The sequence below is a fragment of the Bacillus sp. PAMC26543 genome, assembly GCF_014250375.1.
Lineage (GTDB): Bacteria > Bacillota > Bacilli > Bacillales > Bacillaceae > Bacillus > Bacillus halotolerans.
On record NZ_CP060193.1, the window covers coordinates 2,789,961 to 2,812,855 of the forward strand.

Consider the following 22,895-nt stretch of genomic DNA (forward strand, 5'->3'; position numbering starts at 1 on the left):
ATATTTATTTTCCTAATTACAAGGTATTTTATTCACATACGAAAGTCAACATATCAGCTTCATCTAGGTCCGGCATCCTGCTAAGTCCCGATGTCAGCCGTTTAATGTGCTCATTCTCCGCTTGAACACCTTTCGCAAAACACGAACTTTAGATAAGATTACACTCAATTTCATTCGTTTCAATAGATAGTAAATAGACGATTTCACAGATTTTACGAATGGAAATAAAGCAAATATCGAAAATCAGAAAATTTATTTTATTTCACTTTTCTAAAATAGGGTTTACAATATGAAAAATAGATTCTTCATCACGAAGCTTCATCATAGGAGGTTAAGGACATGCATACTGAAGAAAACGGTTTAAAAAAAGAGATAGGCCTCTTGTTTGCCCTTACTCTTGTTATTGGAACCATTATCGGTTCCGGCGTTTTTATGAAGCCCGGTGCTGTGCTCGCTTATTCAGGAGACTCAAAAACTGCGCTATTTGCGTGGCTGTTGGGCGGTATATTAACGCTGGCAGGCGGACTGACGATTGCAGAAATCGGTACGCAGATTCCGAAAACAGGCGGACTTTATACGTACCTTGAAGAAGTATACGGCGAGTTTTGGGGATTTTTATGCGGCTGGGTGCAGATCATTATTTACGGCCCGGCGATTATCGGGGCACTCGGTTTATATTTTGGATCCTTAATGGCGAATCTTTTCGGCTGGGGTTCAGGACTATCAAAGGTAATCGGTATTATCGCAGTTATCTTTTTATGTGTAATTAATATTATCGGTACAAAATACGGCGGTTTTGTTCAAACGCTGACTACGGTCGGAAAGCTGATTCCGATTGCTTGTATCATTATTTTCGGCCTTTGGAAAGGCGATCAGCATATCTTTACAGCCGTAAACGAAAGCATTTCTGATATGAATTTCGGTGCAGCCATTTTGGCCACATTGTTTGCTTATGACGGATGGATCCTGCTTGCGGCTCTCGGCGGAGAAATGAAAAATCCTGAAAAGCTTCTGCCTCGCGCAATGACTGGCGGACTGTTAATCGTAACAGCCATTTATATCTTCATTAATTTTGCGCTGCTTCACATCCTGTCCGCAAACGAAATTGTGACACTTGGAGAAAATGCGACAAGCACTGCTGCCAGCATGCTGTTCGGTTCAATCGGCGGAAAGCTGGTCAGTATAGGAATTATTGTCAGCATCTTCGGCTGTTTAAACGGAAAGGTTCTTTCTTTCCCGCGTGTGACCTTTGCGATGGCAGAACGAAAACAGCTGCCTTTTGCTGAGAAATTGTCCCGCGTGCACCCGACATTCCGCACACCGTGGATTGCGATTTCTTTCCAAATCGCTGTGGCGATCATCCTGATGCTCATCAGTAATCCTGATAAGCTTTCTGAAATCTCTATTTTTATGATCTATATTTTTTATGTGATGGCCTTTTTTGCAGTATTTATTCTTCGCAAACAAACAAAGGGAAAAACACGTGCTTACAGTGTTCCGCTTTACCCGTTCATGCCGATATTGGCGATCGCAGGTTCATTCTTTGTATTGGGAAGCACAATCATTACAGACACATTAAGCTGCGGATTATCAATTCTCATCGGCCTGGCCGGACTCCCTGTGTATTATTGGATGCAAAAACGAAAAGCCAGCTAAAAAAACGGTTCCCTTGTTTAGGGAACCGTTTTTTAGTGAATCAGAAGATAAATGTTGACAAAAAAAACACAACTTTTGATATACTTTTTACGTTAACCAGAAAGATTTTGCAAACTTGGTTCGTTTTTTTGAGGTGAAGTAGGCCAAAATAAGGAGACACGTTTTATCGAAAAAGTCAAGCCGCGTTTTTTTCGACTTTTCCTGTTTTTTTTCGACAAAAGGCTATATAATAATTTGATGTGTGCATTGTTCATTCAAACTATGGAGGGTTTTTAATGATAAGAAGAAAAAAAGATAAGTTCTCACTCCTTTTAACAGAAATTGCAAAGAACATAGACGAAACTGCAGAATATTTTTTGAATTTTAAGGTCACTAACCAAACGACGCTTAAAGAGTTTGCAGATACGTTAAAGGAATATGAAACAAAAGGTGACAATCATGTTCATGTCATGATCAAAGAGCTTAACAAAGCATTCATCACTCCTATTGAGCGCGAGGATATCCTTCAGCTGACAAACAGCCTGGATGATGTGCTTGACGGAATCGAACATTTCTCTGCCATGATGGAGATTTTCTCAATTACTTCATCAGACGAGCATATCGATAAATTCAGCGGATACATCAGAGAATGCGCGAAAGAAATTTTGATTACAATTGAGCTGCTGGCAGAAAACCGCTTAAAGGATATTCAGCCTCACGCGATCAAAATTAAAGAGTATGAGCACAGCTGTGACAACCTGCACAGAAAATCATTAAAGAATCTTTTCGGAAATGAAACAGATCCAATTAAAGTCATTCAATATCGTGAAATTTACGAAACACTTGAAGAAATTGCCGATTCGTGCCAAAGTGTTGCCAATAATCTTGAAACCATCATTATGAAAAACGCGTAACGAGGGGTAAAAATGGATATTCTATTTATATTAACGATACTAATAGTCATTTTTGCTCTGGCGTTTGATTTCATCAACGGGTTTCATGATACGGCGAACGCAATTGCGACTTCAGTATCAACAAAAGCGCTGAAACCGCGCCATGCCATTATAATGGCGGCAGTGATGAACTTTGTCGGAGCAATGACGTTTACAGGTGTTGCCAAAACCATTACGAAAGATATTGTAGACCCTTATACTTTGGAAAATGGCTCTGTTGTTATTTTGGCTGCTTTAGTCGCAGCAATAGCGTGGAACCTGCTCACTTGGTATTACGGCATCCCAAGCAGCTCATCCCATGCCATCATCGGGGCGATTGCCGGTGCAGCCGTTGCGGCAGCCGGATTTACTGCGTTAAATTATAAGGGCTTCATTAAAATCATTGAGGCACTCATCTTATCACCAATTATTGCCTTTGTCCTTGGTTATATTCTTTACAGCATCGTCAAGCTGATCTTCAAAGACAGCAATTTGGCGAAAACAAACAAGCAATTCCGCAGAGTGCAGATTATAACTGCTGCCCTGCAATCCTATACACACGGAACAAACGATGCGCAAAAAGCAATGGGAATTATCACAATGGCTCTCATCACAGCAAATTTACATACTTCTGCTAATGATATTCCAACCTGGGTGCAATTCGCCTGCGCGACAGCCATGGGTCTCGGAACTTCAATCGGCGGATGGAAAATCATTAAAACCGTTGGCGGAAAAATCATGAAGATTCGTCCGGTAAACGGTGTATCCGCTGACTTAACCGGGGCAGCCATTATTTTCGGCGCCACATTTATTCATTTGCCGGTCAGTACAACCCACGTCATTTCTTCATCAATCCTTGGCGTCGGTGCATCACACCGGGTAAAAGGCGTAAACTGGGGCACAGCTAAGCGGATGCTCATTACATGGGTCATCACGCTTCCGATTTCAGCGACACTTGGTGCTATCGCCTACTTTATTTTAAATATGATTTTTTAATGTGGAACCGCTTCTTAACAGAAGCGGTTTTTTGATGGAACAGGAAAACCAGCCGCATCTCTCGAATACAATAATCAGAACCTATTACAGATGCGAGGGATTGATGTATGCTTTTATTCTTTCAAATCATGGTCTGGTGCACTATGGCCGCTTTAGGCTTATACGTATACGCCACATGGCGGTTCGAAGCGAAGGTCAAAGAAAAAATGTCCGCCATCCGAAAAACATGGTATTTGCTGTTTGTTTTGGGCGCCATGATATACTGGACATATGATCCCTCTTCCCTGTTCACAAACTGGGAACGGTATGTCATTGTCGCTGTCAGCTTTGCTTTAATTGACGCTTTTATCTTTTTGAGCGCTTATGTGAAAAAACTGGCCGGCAGTGAACTGGAAACAGACACAAGAGAAATTCTCGAAGAAAACAACGAAATGCTCCACATGTATCTCGATCGGCTGAAAACATACCAATATCTATTGAAAAACGAACCGATTCATGTTTATTATGGAAGTATAGAAGCATATGCTGAAGGAATTGATAAACTGCTGAAAACCTATGCTGATAAAATGAATCTGACGGCCAGCCTTTGTCACTATTCGACACAGTCTGATAAAGACCGGTTAACCGAGCACATGGAGGATCCCGCTGACGTGCAAACGAGGCTGGATCGAAAGGATGTCTATTACGACCAGTATGGAAAAGTAGTGCTCATTCCCTTTACAATTGAGACACAGAGCTATGTCATCAAACTGACGTCTGACAGCATTGTAACGGAATTTGATTATTTGCTATTCACATCATTAACGAGCATATATGATTTGGTGCTGCCAATTGAGGAGGAAGGTGAAGGATAATGGAAAACGCGTTTCAAAACGGATGCCATCCGCGGGCAAAGAAACCGTTTAAAATCCTGAAAAAACGTTCAACCACCAGTGTCGCAAGCTATCAAGTCAGTCCGCACACAGCAAGAATCTTCAAAGAAAACGAACGGCTGATTGATGAGTATAAACGAAAAAAAGCATGATCACACTAAAAGGACAAGAGAAACAGCTCTTGTCCTTATTCCTTTTCTTAAGGGGTTACATATAATAAAACAAACAGAGGATAATGTCAGGTGATACAGTGAAAAAATTGGTGCGGCGTGTGAAGGTTATTGATTACGGGAGGTTTGGCTTTTCCGGGTATTCGCTTCGGGTGAGGGAGCGGAGTGCAGGAATTTTAAAAAAATTGAAGAAGAAAAAATAAATCCCGGAGCAACTCCGGGATTTTTTGTTCTACCATCAGCTAACTTGAGCTGAGATCTTCGCTTTTGTCGCAGGTCCGTAGATACCGTCAGCGGGTAGACCGTTAACAGACTGAAAACGCGCAACCGCGTCTGCTGTTTTCGGCCCGTAAATGCCGTCAATTCCGTTGTTCACAGCTCCTTTATCAGGATAAAAGTAGAGAGCCGCCAGCGCTCGTTGCACCTGAAAGACGTGTTCGCCTGAGGTATATGGTGTTGTCAGCTGAATGCGTCAGGGAGCGGATAGAGTTCTGGCTCTGCAGCGGACGATGGAGCACTTACAATTAACACTTGACCAACCTGAATGAGATTCGGATCTTCGATATTGTTCCACTCTTGCAGCTGAGCAACAGTAACACCGAACGCTCTCGCTATGGATGTAAGTGTGTCACCTTTTTTTACGACGTAAGTTTGGCTCCCGCCACCGCCAATTCCCGCTTTAAACGAGTCCCACGTATCCAACAGTTTGCGAGGGCATTCCTTCCCTGACCAATATTTGTGAGGCACGACGTTAGCGAGGCTGATACCGTGTTCATCCATCAATGTTTTGATCAGCCACTGGGCATTAGCTGTTGCTTGTGCAAAGTCGCCATCCGCATTTTCACAAATTTCAATCCCAATAGAAGCCCGATTGCCGCTTCCGTTCCCGTCTCCTGCATGCCAGCCGTTTTCATTTAACGGCAGATGCTGATAAATCTCTGTATCATCAACTGTAAAATGCCAGCTTGTTGCCGTATCAGGGTTTTTCAAATAGCGGGCATGCGCTTGGGCATCGGCGCCTGCTGCCGTATTCGCTGTATTGTGTACGGTAATATAAAGTGGTGTCATCGCGTAGCCTGGACGATTATTTGCACCGACCGGAATAAAGTCTTGAATAATGTTAACCATTTTCATCTCTCCTTATTTCGTCAGATTATTTTCCTTTAACAAGTCGCGTTGCTTTTTCCCTTTTTCTGTTACATAGTTGTTTTTAAACCAAGCTGCCAGTGTTGTCCCAATTGTGAAGATCACTGATCCTGCTGAATACAGAGCATCTGCAAGCTGATTCACCTGCTCTTCCTGTATGTCCAATGGTGATTTGCCAAACATCAGCATGCTCTGGTTGATGAGCGCAAGCAAAAGAAGCACCGTCCTAGTGACCGTGCCTTTATCATACGTTTTCATGATAATCCCCCTTAATGCTGCAGCAGGTTGTACATAATGGCGATCGCTCCGCCAATGATCCCTGTGCACACTGCTGTAATGATGGCACCTGTAATGGTGCGCTTAATCCATGTTGTATTTTCATCAATTTTGTTTAATTTTTCGTTCAGCGTCATGATTTGCTGGTCTTGCCGGTCAGACACGCGTTCCAATGCCGAAACTCTCTGTTCGAGCGCTTTTTGCTCGCCTTTCATGTCTGCTAAATCCTGCTGAAACACATTAACATCTATGTCTTGCTGCATCATTCACTCCTCCTTTACATGCGGATCACCTCCTTTCCGAGGCCAATTGCAATGGTTAAGAGACCGCGGTTCCTTTAATTGATAGACTCCCGCCGGTCATGCTGGCAATCTCCATTACGATCTCCTTAAAGCCTTTAATATCAAAGGACCAAGCCTCATCCTTGCCTAAGGTGCTGCAAGCGGAAGAAGCATCATCCGATTTCACGCCTCTGATTGGAAGTTTCTGTCCTGACACAGATTTCCCCCAAAATTTCACCTCACTCGTTTCCGCTGTGCCGAATACTTCAACGAGTAAATGCGCGGCACCGTCCACGGGTAAAGCAGTACCTTCGCCGGCGGACTCGGCATTTTCATGAAAAACAAAGTCAAACGTTTTGCCAGCTTCCACTTTCAGCCGCCCATCGTCTGTTTGGTTTTCCTTCAAATCGATTTGCAAAGGAAGATTTTCATTTAAGCGTACGTCCATTTCACCTGCGCCGACTGATTGGTATAACACAAACTCTGATTGCTGGAGATTTCCGTTAACATATCGGAATCGGTAATAGCGTTTTGTGATATACACCCATTCAGTCGCTGTCAAAACACCTGCTGCGACATTAACTACTGCTGTCGTTGTCCAGACATTGTTATTGTCGCTTTCTTCTATAAAGAGCGTGCCTTCACGATCTGCATACGCCCAGCCCTTTACTTTAGAAATCAGAACTGAGCCAAGCCGGTCTTGTCCGAGCTGACTGTATGCCTCAGTGGCCTTTAACGCGGCATTTGTTAAAATCTCCGCTACACCTGAGAGATTTGAAACAGGTGTGACAAAATCGGTTTTTTTTCCTCTATACGGCTTTACAGCTCCAGCTTTTCCAGTCTTATCGAGAGGAAACTCATATTGATACTTGACCATTTTTATCCTCCTTTTCATGTAAAAACGAGCAAAATAAAAAAGCCTACATGGCTTTACCGGTAATTTCTTCATACTGGCCAGAAGTGATCAGTTTTTTGTTCACGCCTTCTGCCAGATCCTCAAATGAACAGTCTTGATATGCGATGGCCTGTTTCACCATATCCGTTGTCGCCCACTCATAGTAGAGGGCAAGCACCCAATAATTCATTCAGCACGCTCTCCTTTCAAAGATAATAATGAAAGCTTTATATCTGACAGCTCGCTCCCCAACGTTTTGTTTAGCTCTTCAAGCTGCTTGCGTGCCAGCTTTTCCTGCGACAATTCCTGAGCAAGCAACCCCACCTGATCAGGCGGCTCGTACGGAGGATTTTTTTGCAGCTCCTCCCACCAGGATTCAAGCTCTTTTTGAGTTGGGATGGGGGCGCGCAGGTTCCATTTTTCAATGTAGGAACCATTTCCGTCATTCCGCAGCTCGAAATCCTTTCTTGGCACAGCGTCAGGGTATTTGTACATGATTGCATCGTATAATATCATTTTGCACCTCCTATAGTGTAGGGAAATTTCGGCCTCCGAGTTCTAGGATATCAAAGTAATTTTTACTAACGGACGTATCATCAACAATATACCGAGTTTCTGTACCTGTGTACCCCACATAAACGTAGATTTCGACATAATCACCCGCATTAAGCGATACCGCAACCGATCCTGTAACAGTTACATAAAATTCTTTTGAATCACTATTATCTTTAGGAGCTGGCGTTCTAAACTGATTCATTAATTTATATTGCGAACCATTCACATACGTATACAACTCAAAATTGGAATACTGTAATGTATTTTGAAAATATAAGCTGGCATTAACCAAATACATACCAGTGTGACTTGCTACAAATCTACTGTTCGATGGATCATACAGTTTATTGCTATCCTTCAATACATTTTTAAATAATATTTTATTTTGTTCCCCTTTATTCAGTGCTTGTTTACCTGTTGTTTTTGCAATCATATGCCCGAAACCAGAGATTTTTTCCCAAGGAGTCCATCCTGAACCAGACCACCAGTGACGTATCCAAGTTCCGGTACTATTTGCATATACACTTGTTTCATTACCTGTGCCATAAAAATATTGTGTAAAACGATAATCACTATATTTTTCATTTTTCACAATTCCATACCCTAGCGGATAACCTGTTGTATTTCCTTGGCCAATATCCATTAGTGTTAACCCCGGAGGATAATCATTCCCTCCAGTTCTTGCGTCTTGTATTGCATTAGAGCCTGTAAGAATGGTTAACTTTTGGTTTGTATAATTTGTGTCAACATAGTTTTTAGCATCAGCCAAAGCTTTATCAGCTTTGGTTTGAGCACTTACCTCAGTCTCGATCTTATTCCATCCTTTAAACACGCCATCTGTATGAATCGTTGCCATCCAAAAGGTTCCGTCGTAACTTCTAGATGCAAAAATGGTTTTTCGCCCGCCACCTCCTGTTTCGATAACATCATAGTTATACCATGATCCATCTCCTGAAACAGGATTGTTTGTTATGACATTCCCTAATGCATAATAAAAACCAGAGGGCAGCGTTAATAAGTCAGTTCCATCTGGGATTTTAGTCCGGCAGCCCTGAGTATCAGTTAATTTATATAGTTGTGCATTATTCCATTTGTCCTTATCGGCTTTTGTTACGTGGATATCTGTTTTATTGGCATGTGCATCTATTTTGTCCTGTGAACCTTCAACCGATTCGATCTCTCGCCAAGGTGTCCAAGCCTCTGAATTAGCCACTTTATTCCTCATGAATTTCCTTCGGCCAGTAGATATTGTGTCAATGCTACTATAAGACGTGTATTCTTGATATGCATACGTGCTGTAGTTATAAACCATTAAATAACCATTGTTATCCACTGGAGCATTTAATGCTGTAGTCACACCACTCATGTAATAGAATCCTGTTTCGGTGATCGTATTGAAATCTGCACCTTTACGGTACTTTGCGACACCGTTATCCTGAGTTATTTTAAAGAGCTGTGAGTCGTTCCACTTGTCTTTATCGGATTTTGTTACGTGAATATCTGCTTTATTGGCATGTGCATCTATTTTCTTTTGAGACCCCTCTGTAGTTTCTGATTCAATCCATGCCGTCCATGTTGTAGAATCATTTTTTCTTATTCTAAAAAGTGATTGTTCTCCCTTAAATCCGTCATAAGCTATTTGAACAAGTGTGTTTTTATAGCTCATCACAAGGAGAAAGCACATGTTTAGGCCCGGACCGTTCAAGCCGTCATTGTATATCAAGTACATACCAGTATCGATTAAATCATTATAATCAGTAATTTCGTTCACACTCTTGTAGAAGACTCTACCATCATCGCCTGATATCTTACTTAACTGCGCGTTGTTCCACTTTGACCTGTCAGTAGCAGTAATGTGTATCGTATCGTCATTCACATGCAGTTCAAAATCTTTTTTTGGTGCCTGCTGCACATTATCCACATTCCCCAGCCCGACTTGCGCCTTTGTTGTGTTGTGGGGGTTGTTCATGTCGTTTTTGTGGGCAGCCAGGTCGGTGTGGGCGTCTTTTATGCCTTTTTCCCAGCGGTTGACGTCGTCCTCGTTAATTGGATCATCCGGAAGCCAGTCTGTTTTTTCTTCGTATGCCATGTTTACACCACCTCAAAGGTAAATCTGAAATCGAGTGTTCTGTTTTCACTCACGTCCAGGTCTGTTTTTCTTTCTGTAATGATGTTGCCCAGCTCGTCTAAAATTTGTACCGTTTCTATATGTTTAATATCTTCCTCACGTTTTGTCAGAACGGTCACTGTTGCTCCTTCAATGGTGAGCTCCACTATTTCTGTTTCTTGGCCGTTAAGCAGCACGTGATGAATCCTGCTTTTGAGATCGGCAGCTGTACGTTCTCTGTATATGGTTGAAATCAAGTTAAGACCACCTCATTATTGTTAAGGGTGACAGAATAACCGACCTTCAGCTCACTGGCTGTTCGGTATCTTCGGTGATTCAGTATGACTGTGTCCTTTATTTGGAGCGTCTCATTCAATCCGCCTCTGAGCGTATACGCCAGATGTGCCGGCTTCATATTTTCCAATGCTTCGATCAGCTCATTCATGTGCTGGAGATCATCAATATTGATGTCTACATTAAAGCGGTATTCACCGGGCAGCAGGCGGACTTGTGCCGACGGTTTTTTTAAGAAACGGTTCACCGCCTGCTCAATGGCCCTGTAGGTGATCGGCGGGATGTTCGACATCTTCGAAATGAGCCGTAATCGCCTGATTTCATCGGTGTCTCCCGATTCCCGCGGCACGTTTAAAATCTTTTCCCAGCGGCTAAGCCCCCATGTTGCTGTCGGGACAAATAACTGGTCTGTCAGATCAAATATGCTGTTATTTTGCTGATCAAACTCAGGTGCTTCCGCTTTCAGCAGCTCCGACATTTCTTTTAAGCTGGTGAGAAACGGCGGCAGATATGAAATCATGTCATCTTGTTTGCTCAATGATCTTCACCTGCCCAAGCTTAGGGATTTCTACGTCGCTCAGCACTAAATTTTCGGAAGTGCCGTTGATTTTAATATTTGAATAATCACTGACAGACGGCGAATTATAGACGATGTTATTAATTTGAGAAAGGCGGATAATGTTATCTTCGAATGCCATTTTCTTAAAGAGATTTAAAACGCCTTCTTGAATTTCTGTCTTTACTTCATCAATCGAGTGATTGACTTCTGGAAGCACCTCGGCAGAAATCTCAACTTCCTTCCAGACCGCGCTTTCCACTGTGACAACGGCTCCGATTGGTGCCTGTCCCTCGCCCTGACCGGGCTCAGGGTCAATATAGTCTTTCACTTTTTGAATTAAGATTTCAGAAGCAGGTTCAAGGTTGGCATTCGTGACGACAATTTTAACCGTCCCATCTCCGTTCCAAAGCGGGAAGATCTTTGCCTTTCCAACACCGTCCACTTCTTCAGCCCACTCTTTATAATGCATTTTATTGGCGCTGACAGCCTCACGCCGAACCCTCGTAAAATACCGTTCTCTTAAACTATCGTCTCCTTCTTCTTCACGCCCCGGAATCAGGATTTCTTTGACAATGGCTTTTTCCAATCCCGGGATGGTATCCAGTGACAACAGATTGCGTCCGGTCAGATTGGCGTTTCCTGCTTCTCCCGGCGTTTCACAGACAAGCGTCCCGTCTCCTGTATATTGAAAATAAAGATTGTCCACATAGAAGCGGGAGCCTTCAGGAATTCTGACGCCAGCTGTGAACTCCCCTGCTCTCACGGCCTTTGTTGCAGCTGTCCGTTCAATCCCCGCTTCCGCAGCGCGCCGGTCCAAAAATTCTCCTTGCGCAGTATCAGAAAACACAAGCTCAAGCACGGTATCAAGCCATATATACGACTTCGCAAGCTCGGCTGCCGCTGGGGCTAATGCGTTATAAATAACACTGCCTTCTCTCGTGTCAATATCTGCGGAGATGCTGTTCAGCATACGCTCCATAATCTCTTCAAAGGTCTGATCCTCAAACATCTTCGCCAATCACCTCCTCAATCTCAAGCGATCCTTCATCTGTCTCGACTACAAAGGAAACATGAAACGCATCGCCTTGTTTTTCTATCTCAAAGTCTGTTACAGCGGAAATACGGTCATCATAAACAAGTGCCTCTTCTATGAGCCTTGGAATCTCCATTTTTTTGTAGGCATCAGTCGTCTCATGATCTGTAAGCACGTCCTGAAGCTCATTTCCGACATTATGGCTGTAAACTGAATACGCATATCGTTCAGTTTGTAAGGCGATATACACAAACTGCCTGATTGCTTCAAGCCCGGTAATCAGCTCATTTGTAATTCTTCCGTTTTCAAAATCTATTTTGTAGGTTTGCGAGGTTTCAATGACTTCGCCGTCATCTTCAATATCCTCAAACTCCACTTCTGGTGTCAGGGCCATGATGCCCCCTCCTTTATACATGCTAAATAAAAAACCACTTCGTCCGAAGCGGTTTTGTTTACAGTTTATCTAAAATAAAAAACGATTGCCCGCCTGTCAGAGCTGCAGTCATGATGCGATCCCCCAACTCGAGTGCATCATCTCCTCCGGACTGCAACCGTTTTGGGATGATGAGGGCGTCAGCCGGTATAATCAGTTTGCTGTTTTCTTTTAATTTGATTTCAGCAGGAGAAACCGAAACCACCTCAGCTGGGAGCAGCTCCACCGGAGATTCAGCATCAACCGCACCGACGGCCAAATGTTTGATGGCTTCACTCAGTCTCATCAGGAAACCCCTTCCGGCATCGTATTCTTTTCGACAACATCAATGGTCATCGTATGTTTCGTTCCTTTAAACTCATGCCGGTCTGTATCTACCCAATAGGTTTTTTTGATACCTGCCTCCGGAATGGATATAAAGACAGGCAAGCCGCTCTGTACTTCTGGAATGCCGATGGCCTGAATATTTTTCAGTTCTTTTTTTACGCCCTTTTTTTCAGCAAGTCGTACGTCGGCCCTCTGCTGAAGCTGCGCCTGGTTAATTTCGTCTGTTACGGTCTCCGTATATTGAAGCACGCCGTATTTGTTTAAGCCTGAACTGTCCTTCGCAGACGCTTTATACGTCTTATTATCCTTCTGGCGGCGCAGCACCACCCGTGTTGCCGTGTCGTTTATAGACGTGCTGTATTGGTAGCCCGTAATATTGACGCCGGTTTCCAGCACCCATACCTCTGACGGATCTGGCCAAGCGCGCAGGCCCAGCTTTCCTTTTTCCGAATACAGCTGATAATTCCGGCCTGTCTGGCTCTTTGTCTGTTTTAAAGCCTTCAATATGATGTCGTACAGGCTCGTATCATTTTTAATCACAAGGCTTTTGATCGTATGACTTGTGTTCGCAATAGAGGTTGTCGGAATTTGAAAATCATTGGCGATCCTCCTGATCATCTGGTCAGCACGCTGATTGGAAAACACGTACACATCCTGATTTTTGACCAGATATTGCAGCATATCGTACGCACTGAAGGCAAGCGTATGTTCATCAGGCGTTCGGGCGAAGACGATCCCGCGGAAAAGCTCTTTTCCCTTCCACTTAAACAAGACGGTATCTCCTTCTGTGACGCTGTAATACGTCTGGTCGCCCTGTTTAATGACGATGGTCGCTTCTATGGAGCGCGGCGCTTGATATCGGTGCCCCTCCAGCGACACGCTTTCCGCTACCAGTTCAAGCCATTCTGTATCTTTAATGACGAACAATTCTATCATCATACATCACCTGCTTCATTGCGGTATCTTTAATTTTTGACCGGGAAAAATCCAGTGGCCCGGCTGCCTGATATTTCGTTTACTTCGCTTGATCATCGCTGTTTTATTGGCGTTCCAAATTTTGCGCCATTGCGTGCTGTTCCCGTAAAATCTGCCGGCAATGTCCCAAAGCGTGTCTCCCTTTTTCACTGTATAGGTTTTCGGAGAAGCCTTTGACGGACGTTTTGCCTTTGTTTTTTTCTTTTGCTTGATTTTTCGGGGTGAGGCGGTTTTGTATTCTTTTAGTACAATATCAAAATCCCTGTCTCCTATCTCTTTGTCACCTTCACTGTATTTAAGGCTTTCAATGCTGCATGTCATATTGATTTTTGTTCCTGTAATTAAAAATTGAACAGGCTTTTTAGCCTTCATCCATTTTTCAATTTTAACAATGGCGTTCTCTGGAGAAGGGATATTCTGATATTCAGCTATCGGGCTGTATTTCTTCGGAAAAAACGAAGAGAACGAAATTTCTTTCGCTCCCTGTTCGTCAATAAATGTAAGGTCACCGAACTTAGCTACTTTAACCGTCTCATTCTGAACCGTATTTGAAATATTCAGCTGGTCGGGAAGTACGGGGAGCCGCAGCTTGTCCTTCCCTTGTGAAATCCAAAATTCATATACGGATTTAGTCAAATGCAACGACTCCCTTCGTTCCAATATTGATATCCTTTTGCAGTTCGTCTATAAGCGCCTGCTTGATTTTCGCTGCAAGAGTTTCAGCGTCTTGTCCATTATGGAAGTGCTGGTCACCATTAAATTGAATATAAATTTCTTTTGATCCGGATACTGCTGTCGTTGGCCGGCTTGCCGAAGTAACAGCGGAGACTTGGCCTGATGAAAGCTCAGACTGCTGGGATTGAGACGGATCTGTCACTTCCATACCCAGAGCTTGCGCTGCTCTCTGAAGGAGGTAGCGGCCGCGTATGCCTCGCTCCTCCGGAATGATCCATTCCCGCTTGTTTCCTTCACCGACACGGGCGATTTGTTCTTTTGTGATCAGTCCGCCGTTGGCATAACCGACATAGGGACCTCCACGTTTTAAGCTTTTAATACCAGGTACATTATCAATTGAGCCGTATCTGCTTTTGATATAGCCGATAGCGGCAGCAGCGTTGTGAATCGGATTTCTAATGTTACCCATGCCCGGTGCTTTATGAGCATTAAATGTGGTCGGGACTGTCTGCATGAGTCCTTGTGATGGATTTCCCGCCTTCGCGTTGCTATCCCACAGGTTAATAGAGTTCGGGTTGCCCCCTGATTCATACTGAGCAATCGTCATCAATCCTGGAAGCCAGCTTAATGGTGTCTTTGTGGCCATCATTGCAGCCATAAGCCACTGCTTCACATTTCCCCCTACTGCACCCATTCCGGAATAAGCAGCTGCCAGTGAACCGGCTTGCTTTTCAGCGTATTTTTTCACATCGACAGAATCCAATCCTTTTACTACACCGACAGATGCAAAGCGACCGAGACTCATCATAACTCGAGAAGGCGAATGGATATCTAATTCTTCACGGAAAGCCGTCTCAACTTTTTTCGCGAGTTCCTTGGCGGCTTCATGGACTTCACTTGCCTTTGAAGTCATACCTGAAACAAAATTCCCAATCATGCCGCTTCCCCAGCCGTTTGATGATTCTTTAGAACGGACAAACGGTTTATTCACATGAGTGTTAACGTACTGATCAGTGCCTGTTTGCGAACTATTTTGTCCGGAAGCAAACCCTTTGATTGTACTGCTTCCCCATGATGAAGATTTGTTTACAGTAGCTTGGAACGGTGTTTTGACTTTTGATTGTAAAAAGCCGTCTGTTCCGGTTGCTGTGCTGTTCTGACCGTTGGCATAACCATTGATCACCTGTTTTCCGTAATTCGGAGAGTAGGAGATCAAATTTTTCATAGGCTGGCCAACGTTTTTCTGTTTCCAAGCGTCCATCGAAACGACGTTATCGCCAATACCTTGATCAAAGCCCTGCGTGAACTGTTGACCGAAAGAAGCAGCCTGTTCATTAAGGCTCGATGTGTCAACGGTAGGAGATACTGTAGCGGAAACCGTTGATCCGCCAGCTAATGGAGAAACAGCAGCTTCTCCACCTGCTGATGAAGCAGAAGCCATGTCATCAACAACGCTCATCCCCAGTTTTGAAGCTGCCTGAGAAAGAAGCATTTTACCGCGGCCCTTGTTGTTATCAACAGGGATCACAAACTCTTTACCCGCTTCACCAATCCATGAAATGGTTGGTTTCGTAATATAGCCGCCCGTCGCATTCGTTTCAGTTTCAAGAACGCTTTTTTGTTTAGGAAAAATACTTGTTGGCGCTGATGACTGAGACTGGACAAGACCAGCAATTCCTCCGCTACCGCTAGAATTTTTACCGGATGAAGACTTACCGGTTTCCTTTGTTGTTATTCCAGTAGCTTCCTCACCTCTACCGATAAGGTTATTTATGAACCGTCCTCCAGCGCCGGCCAATTCTTGGAGTTTAATGACCCACCAGAAGGTATCTTCAAACTTCGTCTTAATTCCATCAGCTATTTCGCCTAACGGATCACCCACATTTTTTTGGAACCAATCCTTAATACCTTTCCAAGCGTCTTTAACTGCTGTTATAGCTGAATCAAATTTTTCGGAAATGGATTTTTTGGCATCTTCCACTTTTGAAACAATTGGATTCCAAACATTTTCACTGAACCAAGTTGAAACTGCACTCCACTTGTCAGATATCCATGTCCATGCTTCGTTAAGCTTTGTCCATATCCAGTTTGCTGCATTAGTGACTGCATCACTTACCGGTGTCCACACATTTTCCATAAACCAAGTTGAGACTGTAGACCATAAATCCGAAATAAATGTCCATGCTTCGTTGATCTTCGTCCAGATCCAATTTGCCACGTTACTAACAGCTGTACTGATCGGATTCCAGACGTTGTTATAGAACCATGTCGCCACTTGAAGCCATTTTAATTGGATCCAGATTCGCGCATAATCAATATGTGCTTGTATCCAGCCAGCCACAGTCGCCACTGCATTACTAATCGGATTCCACACGTTATCCATGAACCAAGTTGAGACAGTAGACCATGTATCTGAGATCCAAGTCCAGGCGTCATTTATTTTTGTCCAAATCCAATCAGCGGCATCAGTGACACCGTCAACTAATGGATTCCAGACATTATCCATGAACCAAGTAGAAACAATACTCCAGAGCGCTTGGATACCATCCCAGGCAAATAAAAAAGCACCTACTACTAAATTTATGATCGGAACTGCCGTGTTATAAATTGGTGTCCACACGTTATCCATAAACCAGGATGATACGTCATTCCAGGTATCAGTCAGCCATTTCTTAGCATCCTCGAATTTTTCGGTGATCTTATCAATCTTATCTCCGGCCCAATCACTAACAGGAGTCCAGACATTATCCGTGAACCAATCCGAGAAATCAGACCAAGTATCGCTGATCCAATCGACAGCATTTTTTGCGCCGTCAACAATTCCATCCCAAGCTTTAGAAGCGCCGCCATCATCAAACCATTTGCCAATAGAGGATCCTAAATCAGAACCCCCTATACCGCCTGCGATACTACCGACAACTCCGCCAACTGCAGTGCCGACTACAGGGACAACAGAACCAATGGCTGCTCCCGCGGCTCCACCTGCAGCAGCTCCTCCAAGATTCCCCGCAAAGGAACCAACTTTTTCACCTGCATTTTCTTTGTTCATCCCGAGCAAATCGGTTGCCGCTAATGCAGTTCCCAAAAGAGGGATACCTTTCGCAAATTTCCCCAAACCTTTTAAAGGCGTTAAAACTTTCCCCCATTTTGATGAGTCGGTGGCAGTGGACCTCATGCTTCCGAGCCAGTTTCTGAACTTAGAACCAGAATTTCTTCCGCTTGTGGCATTTTCTCCTGATGCACCGCTCTGACGTCTTCGTAATACCTCGCCTGGAACTCTCAGTGTTCGTCCTGAAGTCCTTGCACTTGTCGGACTTTTTCTTTTTTTATATCTTTTGTTGGCTTTGCTTCCAGAGCTATTACCTCCGCACCCGCAGCAGCAGCAACAGCATCTCTGCCCGGTGTTGCGTTTATCAACTTTCTCGTTACTCTGCGTATTCCCAGGCGCATGATTTGGGGTATTTTCTTCATTATCATTTTTTTTAAACCAAGGAATTTTTTCAAATAACGAGTCAAGAATCTTTTCTATCACTTTATCTTTAAAAGCTGTTCCGAAGTCTTCTAATGTTTGCATAAACCAGTTCTTTTTTTCTTCCGGTTTCTTCTCGTTGATCTTATCAGCAGTTAATTTTTCTTTAGCGATAATATTAACTGTATATGTTTTTTCAAAATCTTTTAAAAGGGCTGTAATTCGATTAACGGTTTTTGTTATTTCATCAATCACTTTTAATTTAACTGTATATGTTTTTTCAAAATCTCCTAAAAGGGCTGTAATTCGATTAACGGTTTTTGTTATTTCATCAATCACTTTTAATTGAACTGAATACCCGTTTTTAAGGTTCTTTTGCAAATATCCCAATATTCGTTTTGTAGCTAGGGTGATTTGATCATTGACGAAAAGACCGACTGAAAACTGATTTCCGCTCAACATTTTTCTTATTTTTTTATAAGCATCTGTTACATGTTCAATTAGACTTACAGTAATGTTTCTTTCTTTCGGGAGCCGTTTCAGTTTATGCTCAATAACATTAAGCCCGGCAGTCGCCTGATCATCAAGAACCACTTTAACTTCAAGTGATTTTGCGAATTTCAAAACAATATAGTCATTGATCTTCCTCAATCTGTAAAAGGCTTGGTCCTCTGCCTTAATACTGATTTTGATTTGTCGATTAATGGTTTTCACCTTTTTTTCGACCATTTGGAACCCTTTATGAATTCGTTTTAACTTTTTAGAAACTTTATCTTCCAGGTCAAAACGAGCTGTCAATTTAGCGATATTATGTACCTCCTTTCCTCGATTCTTTTTCCATTAATTCAAGCTTATACCCAATCAGCCCATACAACAGCGCCTTAAAGTTTCTGGGCGCTTCATACAGTTCTAATAAATCTGATGGAGAATAATGAAGCTCGTGCATCGCATAATAGAGATACACGGCTTCTTTATGCCCATCTTTTATTAGTTTTTTGCTTCTTCTTCCAGGTCTTCTAATTCATCTTCGAATCCATTAATCTCAATCGCTTTGTTGAGCCAGTTTGCGTATTCGCCTCCTACAGACAGGACACGTTTTGCAACTTCTACCGGGTCGGCCGTTTTGTAAGCTTCTCGAAGATCTTTTGAACGGAAGTCCGGATAGACTGTCGATTCCACTGCGATTCGGGCATAAAAGCGCTGGCTGTCTAAATCTTTTACACGGCCTCTGCCTTTTACATTTTTATAAGTTGTTGTTTCTTTCTCCAGTTCGTCAATGCGCTCTGTCGTGATCGCTTTGAAAATAAATGGTACGATATTTCCTTTTTTATCAACAAAACGTTTAGAGATCGGCACTTTGATTTCTTCGGCTTCGATTGTTTTTCCCGGCATAAAAAAGGAAAGATCATATACGTTTTCGTTCTTCTCGCTCATGTAAAAAACTCCCTTATCTTTAAATTGATTTCATCATTTAAAAACAGACCTTTCTCAGAAAGGTCTGCTTATGGCTTGTTCAGTTTTGATTAAAACGTGTCAGAAAGCTTTTCAGGCACGTCGAAGTCTTCAAATGTAAACGGAACTTCTTCCTCTAATGCTTCTGAATCGACATCGAGGCTGGCGATTTTTGCGGAGTCGAAGTTTACGTCGTAAAGCGTGACTCTTTCTGTTCCTCTTCCGGAAGATTTATCATCTAACACAGCCTGCAGGGTGAAATAAGGATCGCTGCCTTTTTTGACGTAATCCATCATAAGGATCACAAATTTTGATGTGACTTTGTAAAACGTCGCTGTGCCTGTTCCGTTTGCGCCTGTTGTTTTATGGCCTGTCATGCGGCGGCCCATAATATTTACTTCAGACTTGTTTTTCTCCACATTTGCTTCAAATGTTTTGATATGCGCCATTTCTTCGCCATCGAGAAATAAGCGTCCTTCTTTACCTGAAATCGTGTTTTGTGCTTTTAATGCCATATTAGTTTACCTCCACATTAAAGTAGAATTTTTCTGCTGCGTCGACAGGCTGTACAGCAAGGTCAATCAAGAAGCCGTCACGGTCTTCATTCATTGAAATTGTGATATCTTGATCAGAATCAAAACCGGTAATACCGCCCGCATCCTGAAGCGTTGTCATGTATTGCGTAATCATCGTTTTCACATACTGAAGCCCGTCTTCAGAGGCCGGGATGTCGCTTCCGCTTCCCTTTCTTGATTTGATTAATGCTTTCAGCTCGCGTGTTAAATCGTTATTGACGGCGTCTAAGACACGGACGATTTTGTTTTTCGCAAACTTCTTGTTTTTCTCAGCCGTAAACGTGACAAGTGAGTTAATGTCTTTTTCTACGCTTACCGATTTATCGCGGGCGTCAAATGTGAATAAAAATTCGCCTTTTCCTAAGCGTTCCACAATCGCGTCGTGGTCAAGGCGGTTTAAGACATCAACGGCACCTTCATACTCCACAAATGTGAGAGATTGGTTAAAGGTTGCTCCCGCACTTGCGCCGGCTACCCACGCCGTCGCTTTGTCCGGTGTCACTTCTGTTCCATCTTCCAGCAGCACACCTTCTGTCACGTTGATGATGCCTTCATAGTCACCGCTGTAGTTGGCTGTTACCCCTTGGACTTTTTGCCCTTGACCGTCACGCAGACGCTTAATGAATGCGGCAAAGGTCGCCTTCAGCTGATCTCCTTCTGCAACCGGCAAAGCGATGACATCAAAGCTCTCCGTTTCAGCCGCAGCCAAGAAATCAGTATAGTCTGAGTTGACCGGCGCTTTATCTGTACCGCCGGATAAACGGATACCCGCAGATGCGTTCAGCGTCTCGGCAGCCGCGTCTCCCTCTGATCCAGTCAGCGGAATTGAAGAGGAAAGGTCTCCCTTTCCGGTAAATGTCACATAGCCGTTTGCTGTTAATTCTTCAGCTTTTTTGACAGTCTGTTTATCCACTTCTGATTCATCCATATACGTTGTGACATCAAATGACGCTGCATCCAGTACATTTTCATTAATGCGGATGATGATGTCATTCCCTTTTGATCCTCCGTATAGAGCAGTCGCTTTAACGCCTTCGGCAATATCGGCAGATGCTCTGACGCCTTCAGTGAGGCGGTACATCAATACCGTTTTCGCGTTTTTCTTCGCTTCACGCAACAGTAATAAAGATGGATCGTCGATGCTGAGACCCACTTTTTTGTTTAAATCCTCCACGCTTGAAATGGAGACGAATGTTTTCGCTTCGCCCCAGCTTGATGCTACCGGAAGTGCGACCGTCCCCCGTTCACCGAGTGACACCCGTTCCTGTGCCGTCGTTTTAAAATTGAAATAAATGCCTGCACGGTCCTTTTCTTTTCCTGCTGTAAATGTTCCGCCATTCATTATTGCATGACCTCCTTAGTTAAAAATGTTTGTATCAATTGACTTGCCTCTGATTTCGTCAGGCGTGTTTTGTCCACGCCAAATAAAGCCCCCTGAAGGATCTCCGGCTTAACGCCGAACAGTTCCTTTGCGTGCTTGATCAAATCCGCTGTATCAAAAAGAGCTTCCCGGCTCTCTGTATGTACAGCCTTCGCTTGTTTCTGCTTTGCCACCGCTATTTCACCCCGCTGTTCATATCGATATCCTGTAAGACAGGCTGTTCTGTTTTATGATAATAATATCGGCTGCTCCACCTGATCACCATGGCCGCCTCGCCCCTGTCTCCCACCCTCGTCTCAATTCGGGTGATGCGAAGCATATCTCCTGTCTCGTCACCGGATTCACTGAGCAGCGGAACTATATTTCTCGCTTCTCTGATGGCATCCGCGAGCCTGTCCGCTTCATCCAGCGCCTGTACGGAGTCAAGATGAAACAGCTTCACATTGAGACTGTAGGTTTTTTTAAATGTGGAGACTGTATCTGTTTCTTCAAAAACAGATGGCGCAGGGACATATAAAGACGGCACTTGAAACTGATCAGGCAGCTCGCTTTCATAAATGGGAACAGACCACTGGCTGTACAAAAAAGCCATGATCGATCCTGTTTCGCTGTTCATCCGGCTCCTCCTTTACATCTTTTTCAGCCACTGGCGCAATTTATGTTCCATTGATTTTGCAAACAGCTGTTCATATAGAAGCAGTGCATGCTCCCAATAGCTCGTGCCGGGTATCCATTTTTTCTTGAGTGCCATGCCTGTGGAAGAAGCCGGATCATAGATAAACCGTGAGCCTTGAAAATGCCCCGGCACCCATCTCACATCGTCCGCTTTCGATGTCCAGTGGCCGTCATTGAGAAAAGAGGCATATTCAAGCTGGGTCCCGACCTCAAGTGAGAGTCCGCCGCTTTGTACCTTCCAGAGGTTATCCTCTGAGCCTTTCTGAAAGGAGCTGAGCAGTTTTTCTGTATCTATCGTTTGCGTGCTGATGAGTTCAGATTGTACGATCTCCAGAAAATCTTGCCCGCACTCTTCAAGCCACCGGGACGCCTCGCGGGAAAAACCGCCGGATGCCGCTTCTTTTAACGATGCGTTCAGCTGTTTAAGTCCCGCTATCTTCATAGACTTTCATCTCTGACAGCGATGACTTCCCAATGATGGTGTCTGATCTTTTTTGGCAGCTTCAGAATATAGCTGTTGTGTTGCCAAATGATTTTGTCGTTCATCCGGATATCCGCAGAGAATGGAAAATGGACAAGCAAGCTGTGATACACGGTTTGATCAGGCTCCTCCTGAATCAGCTGCTGCGTTTTTTCTGTAAAGTAGCAAGGGACATTTTCTTCATCAGGTGTATTCGGATATGAAAAGACCGGCTGAAGCTTGTCCGCCGGAATTCCGAATCGTCCCGCCGGCGGCGGCTGCGCTGTTTCATGATAAATATCACAGCGATGGATCAGCATCTGCTGATAACTCATAACGACCGCACCTTCAATCTGGCAGACTCCGGAACATAGTCCGGTGCGATAAACTCTTCCAGCAAATGATATACATCGGGCTTTTGAATGCCGGCTTCACCGGAAACCGTGTAGGAGTAATCCCCCATTTTCTCAGACTGATATCTTGATGCGGCTGATTCGTCGCTGTTTACTAGCGCAAAGTATTGGGCGAGCTTCAGTAAAGCTAATCTCGCCTTTTCAGGGAGCGGGTCGTAGATGCTGTCTGTAAAGCTGTGCCCTGTAATGAGGGCCGCTTCCGATTCCGCCTCGATGATATCCTGCGCCAGCAGTTCTTCCGGCCTGTTTTTCACCTGGTCATAGACCGAATAGGCGGTAACGTCCGTCGGTTCGATGAGCATATAAGCT

General features: G+C 43.8%; 29 protein-coding genes and 1 pseudogene. 6 read left to right on the forward strand and 24 right to left on the reverse strand.

All coding sequences use genetic code 11. From position 1 onward, the window contains the following. The first annotated feature begins 339 nt into the window (after nt 1–339). The 6 genes from steT to spoIISC all read left to right on the forward strand — a co-directional run bounded on the left by steT (nt 340) and on the right by spoIISC (nt 4,808). On the forward strand, nt 340–1,656 hold the full coding sequence (gene steT, locus H7F27_RS13975; RefSeq protein WP_185848044.1) for a serine/threonine exchanger: 1,317 nt from the start codon (nt 340–342) through the stop codon (nt 1,654–1,656). A gap of 275 nt (nt 1,657–1,931) precedes the next feature. After that, on the forward strand, nt 1,932–2,549 hold the full coding sequence (locus H7F27_RS13980) for a DUF47 domain-containing protein (protein WP_010333926.1): 618 nt from the start codon (nt 1,932–1,934) through the stop codon (nt 2,547–2,549). Between the two features lie 12 nt (nt 2,550–2,561). After that, on the forward strand, nt 2,562–3,563 hold the full coding sequence (locus tag H7F27_RS13985; protein ID WP_024121092.1) for an inorganic phosphate transporter: 1,002 nt from the start codon (nt 2,562–2,564) through the stop codon (nt 3,561–3,563). Between the two features lie 107 nt (nt 3,564–3,670). After that, nucleotides 3,671–4,417, forward strand: coding sequence for a toxin-antitoxin-antitoxin system toxin SpoIISA (gene spoIISA, locus H7F27_RS13990; protein ID WP_024121091.1), 747 nt, complete (start codon nt 3,671–3,673; stop codon nt 4,415–4,417). After that, nucleotides 4,417–4,587: a type II toxin-antitoxin system SpoIISB family antitoxin gene (locus H7F27_RS13995; protein ID WP_024121090.1), complete on the forward strand. Its 171-nt coding sequence runs from the start codon at nt 4,417–4,419 to the stop codon at nt 4,585–4,587. The genes spoIISA and H7F27_RS13995 overlap by 1 nt, the downstream gene beginning before the upstream one ends. 83 nt (nt 4,588–4,670) lie before the next feature. Continuing rightward, nucleotides 4,671–4,808, forward strand: a complete 138-nt coding sequence (gene spoIISC, locus H7F27_RS14000; RefSeq protein ID WP_125825426.1) for a three component toxin-antitoxin-antitoxin system antitoxin SpoIISC — start codon at nt 4,671–4,673, stop codon at nt 4,806–4,808. Nucleotides 4,809–4,843: 35 nt separating this feature from the next. On the opposite strand, the pseudogene H7F27_RS14005 reads toward spoIISC, so the two are convergent. The 24 genes and pseudogenes from H7F27_RS14005 to H7F27_RS14120 form a co-directional block, all read right to left on the reverse strand. After that, a pseudogene (locus tag H7F27_RS14005) lies at nt 4,844–5,733 on the reverse strand (N-acetylmuramoyl-L-alanine amidase). A 12-nt stretch (nt 5,734–5,745) separates the two neighbouring features. After that, nucleotides 5,746–6,009 carry a phage holin gene (locus tag H7F27_RS14010; RefSeq protein ID WP_024121086.1) on the reverse strand — a complete coding sequence of 88 codons (264 nt, stop codon included), beginning with the start codon at nt 6,007–6,009 and terminating at the stop codon, nt 5,746–5,748. Between the two features lie 11 nt (nt 6,010–6,020). Beyond that, complete coding sequence (locus H7F27_RS14015; protein ID WP_024121085.1) at nt 6,021–6,290, reverse strand: hemolysin XhlA family protein; 270 nt, start codon at nt 6,288–6,290, stop codon at nt 6,021–6,023. 55 nt (nt 6,291–6,345) lie between these two features. Beyond that, complete coding sequence (locus H7F27_RS14020) at nt 6,346–7,185, reverse strand: phage-like element PBSX protein XepA (protein WP_185848045.1); 840 nt, start codon at nt 7,183–7,185, stop codon at nt 6,346–6,348. A 43-nt stretch (nt 7,186–7,228) separates the two neighbouring features. Beyond that, on the reverse strand, nt 7,229–7,393 hold the full coding sequence (locus tag H7F27_RS14025) for an XkdX family protein (protein WP_185848046.1): 165 nt from the start codon (nt 7,391–7,393) through the stop codon (nt 7,229–7,231). Then, nucleotides 7,390–7,719, reverse strand: a complete 330-nt coding sequence (locus tag H7F27_RS14030) for an XkdW family protein (protein ID WP_024121082.1) — start codon at nt 7,717–7,719, stop codon at nt 7,390–7,392. Before H7F27_RS14030 ends, H7F27_RS14025 begins: the two co-directional genes overlap by 4 nt. 10 nt (nt 7,720–7,729) lie before the next feature. Further along, nucleotides 7,730–9,847, reverse strand: a complete 2,118-nt coding sequence (locus H7F27_RS14035; protein ID WP_024121081.1) for a pyocin knob domain-containing protein — start codon at nt 9,845–9,847, stop codon at nt 7,730–7,732. Nucleotides 9,848–9,849: 2 nt separating this feature from the next. Beyond that, nucleotides 9,850–10,122 (reverse strand): hypothetical protein, encoded by a 273-nt coding sequence (locus H7F27_RS14040; protein ID WP_095713489.1) that lies wholly within the window; start codon nt 10,120–10,122, stop codon nt 9,850–9,852. Then, a complete protein-coding gene (locus H7F27_RS14045; RefSeq protein ID WP_044156235.1) occupies nt 10,119–10,697 on the reverse strand; it encodes a YmfQ family protein in 579 nt (192 codons plus the stop codon). Before H7F27_RS14045 ends, H7F27_RS14040 begins: the two co-directional genes overlap by 4 nt. Next, complete coding sequence (locus H7F27_RS14050) at nt 10,681–11,727, reverse strand: baseplate J/gp47 family protein (protein WP_185848047.1); 1,047 nt, start codon at nt 11,725–11,727, stop codon at nt 10,681–10,683. Before H7F27_RS14050 ends, H7F27_RS14045 begins: the two co-directional genes overlap by 17 nt. Beyond that, nucleotides 11,720–12,145, reverse strand: coding sequence for a DUF2634 domain-containing protein (locus H7F27_RS14055; RefSeq protein WP_024121077.1), 426 nt, complete (start codon nt 12,143–12,145; stop codon nt 11,720–11,722). Before H7F27_RS14055 ends, H7F27_RS14050 begins: the two co-directional genes overlap by 8 nt. 58 nt (nt 12,146–12,203) lie before the next feature. After that, nucleotides 12,204–12,470 (reverse strand): DUF2577 family protein, encoded by a 267-nt coding sequence (locus tag H7F27_RS14060; RefSeq protein ID WP_185848048.1) that lies wholly within the window; start codon nt 12,468–12,470, stop codon nt 12,204–12,206. Beyond that, the gene (locus H7F27_RS14065) at nt 12,470–13,447 is read right to left on the reverse strand and encodes an XkdQ/YqbQ family protein (protein WP_185848944.1); all 978 of its coding nucleotides are present in this window, start codon (nt 13,445–13,447) and stop codon (nt 12,470–12,472) included. Before H7F27_RS14065 ends, H7F27_RS14060 begins: the two co-directional genes overlap by 1 nt. Nucleotides 13,448–13,462: 15 nt before the next feature. Further along, entirely contained in the window at nt 13,463–14,122 is a 660-nt protein-coding gene (locus tag H7F27_RS14070; protein ID WP_185848049.1) for a LysM peptidoglycan-binding domain-containing protein, read from the reverse strand. Continuing rightward, a complete protein-coding gene (locus tag H7F27_RS14075; protein ID WP_185848050.1) occupies nt 14,115–18,428 on the reverse strand; it encodes a transglycosylase SLT domain-containing protein in 4,314 nt (1,437 codons plus the stop codon). Before H7F27_RS14075 ends, H7F27_RS14070 begins: the two co-directional genes overlap by 8 nt. Nucleotides 18,429–18,438: 10 nt before the next feature. After that, nucleotides 18,439–18,576: a hypothetical protein gene (locus H7F27_RS14080; protein ID WP_072566146.1), complete on the reverse strand. Its 138-nt coding sequence runs from the start codon at nt 18,574–18,576 to the stop codon at nt 18,439–18,441. A gap of 41 nt (nt 18,577–18,617) precedes the next feature. After that, on the reverse strand, nt 18,618–19,064 hold the full coding sequence (locus H7F27_RS14085; RefSeq protein WP_014663652.1) for a phage tail assembly chaperone: 447 nt from the start codon (nt 19,062–19,064) through the stop codon (nt 18,618–18,620). Nucleotides 19,065–19,153: 89 nt separating this feature from the next. After that, a complete protein-coding gene (locus H7F27_RS14090) occupies nt 19,154–19,597 on the reverse strand; it encodes a phage tail tube protein (protein WP_003220592.1) in 444 nt (147 codons plus the stop codon). Between the two features lies 1 nt (nt 19,598). Continuing rightward, nucleotides 19,599–20,999, reverse strand: a complete 1,401-nt coding sequence (locus H7F27_RS14095; RefSeq protein WP_101860757.1) for a phage tail sheath family protein — start codon at nt 20,997–20,999, stop codon at nt 19,599–19,601. Further along, nucleotides 20,999–21,211 (reverse strand): YqzN/YkzM domain-containing protein, encoded by a 213-nt coding sequence (locus tag H7F27_RS14100; protein WP_059336109.1) that lies wholly within the window; start codon nt 21,209–21,211, stop codon nt 20,999–21,001. The genes H7F27_RS14095 and H7F27_RS14100 overlap by 1 nt, the downstream gene beginning before the upstream one ends. Before the next feature lie 2 nt (nt 21,212–21,213). Further along, nucleotides 21,214–21,654, reverse strand: coding sequence for a phage portal protein (locus H7F27_RS14105; protein ID WP_101860758.1), 441 nt, complete (start codon nt 21,652–21,654; stop codon nt 21,214–21,216). A gap of 12 nt (nt 21,655–21,666) precedes the next feature. Beyond that, nucleotides 21,667–22,155, reverse strand: a complete 489-nt coding sequence (locus tag H7F27_RS14110; protein ID WP_103671557.1) for an HK97 gp10 family phage protein — start codon at nt 22,153–22,155, stop codon at nt 21,667–21,669. Further along, a complete protein-coding gene (locus H7F27_RS14115) occupies nt 22,152–22,508 on the reverse strand; it encodes a YqbH/XkdH family protein (RefSeq protein ID WP_095713499.1) in 357 nt (118 codons plus the stop codon). Before H7F27_RS14115 ends, H7F27_RS14110 begins: the two co-directional genes overlap by 4 nt. Continuing rightward, nucleotides 22,505–22,888: a protein YqbG gene (locus H7F27_RS14120; protein ID WP_024121067.1), complete on the reverse strand. Its 384-nt coding sequence runs from the start codon at nt 22,886–22,888 to the stop codon at nt 22,505–22,507. The genes H7F27_RS14115 and H7F27_RS14120 overlap by 4 nt, the downstream gene beginning before the upstream one ends. Nucleotides 22,889–22,895: the final 7 nt, after the last annotated feature.

Coding starts and splice junctions, on each gene's coding strand:
- steT (WP_185848044.1), top strand. CDS start 340: ATGCATACTGAAGAAAACGGTTTAAAAAAAGAGATAGGCCTCTTGTTT.
- H7F27_RS13980 (WP_010333926.1), top strand. CDS start 1,932: ATGATAAGAAGAAAAAAAGATAAGTTCTCACTCCTTTTAACAGAAATT.
- H7F27_RS13985 (WP_024121092.1), top strand. CDS start 2,562: ATGGATATTCTATTTATATTAACGATACTAATAGTCATTTTTGCTCTG.
- spoIISA (WP_024121091.1), top strand. CDS start 3,671: ATGCTTTTATTCTTTCAAATCATGGTCTGGTGCACTATGGCCGCTTTA.
- H7F27_RS13995 (WP_024121090.1), top strand. CDS start 4,417: ATGGAAAACGCGTTTCAAAACGGATGCCATCCGCGGGCAAAGAAACCG.
- spoIISC (WP_125825426.1), top strand. CDS start 4,671: ATGTCAGGTGATACAGTGAAAAAATTGGTGCGGCGTGTGAAGGTTATT.
- H7F27_RS14010 (WP_024121086.1), bottom strand. CDS start 6,009: ATGAAAACGTATGATAAAGGCACGGTCACTAGGACGGTGCTTCTTTTG.
- H7F27_RS14015 (WP_024121085.1), bottom strand. CDS start 6,290: ATGCAGCAAGACATAGATGTTAATGTGTTTCAGCAGGATTTAGCAGAC.
- H7F27_RS14020 (WP_185848045.1), bottom strand. CDS start 7,185: ATGGTCAAGTATCAATATGAGTTTCCTCTCGATAAGACTGGAAAAGCT.
- H7F27_RS14025 (WP_185848046.1), bottom strand. CDS start 7,393: ATGAATTATTGGGTGCTTGCCCTCTACTATGAGTGGGCGACAACGGAT.
- H7F27_RS14030 (WP_024121082.1), bottom strand. CDS start 7,719: ATGATATTATACGATGCAATCATGTACAAATACCCTGACGCTGTGCCA.
- H7F27_RS14035 (WP_024121081.1), bottom strand. CDS start 9,847: ATGGCATACGAAGAAAAAACAGACTGGCTTCCGGATGATCCAATTAAC.
- H7F27_RS14050 (WP_185848047.1), bottom strand. CDS start 11,727: ATGTTTGAGGATCAGACCTTTGAAGAGATTATGGAGCGTATGCTGAAC.
- H7F27_RS14055 (WP_024121077.1), bottom strand. CDS start 12,145: ATGGCCCTGACACCAGAAGTGGAGTTTGAGGATATTGAAGATGACGGC.
- H7F27_RS14060 (WP_185848048.1), bottom strand. CDS start 12,470: ATGAGACTGAGTGAAGCCATCAAACATTTGGCCGTCGGTGCGGTTGAT.
- H7F27_RS14065 (WP_185848944.1), bottom strand. CDS start 13,447: ATGATAGAATTGTTCGTCATTAAAGATACAGAATGGCTTGAACTGGTA.
- H7F27_RS14080 (WP_072566146.1), bottom strand. CDS start 18,576: ATGCACGAGCTTCATTATTCTCCATCAGATTTATTAGAACTGTATGAA.
- H7F27_RS14085 (WP_014663652.1), bottom strand. CDS start 19,064: ATGAGCGAGAAGAACGAAAACGTATATGATCTTTCCTTTTTTATGCCG.
- H7F27_RS14090 (WP_003220592.1), bottom strand. CDS start 19,597: ATGGCATTAAAAGCACAAAACACGATTTCAGGTAAAGAAGGACGCTTA.
- H7F27_RS14095 (WP_101860757.1), bottom strand. CDS start 20,999: ATGAATGGCGGAACATTTACAGCAGGAAAAGAAAAGGACCGTGCAGGC.
- H7F27_RS14105 (WP_101860758.1), bottom strand. CDS start 21,654: ATGAACAGCGAAACAGGATCGATCATGGCTTTTTTGTACAGCCAGTGG.
- H7F27_RS14110 (WP_103671557.1), bottom strand. CDS start 22,155: ATGAAGATAGCGGGACTTAAACAGCTGAACGCATCGTTAAAAGAAGCG.
- H7F27_RS14115 (WP_095713499.1), bottom strand. CDS start 22,508: ATGAGTTATCAGCAGATGCTGATCCATCGCTGTGATATTTATCATGAA.
- H7F27_RS14120 (WP_024121067.1), bottom strand. CDS start 22,888: ATGCTCATCGAACCGACGGACGTTACCGCCTATTCGGTCTATGACCAG.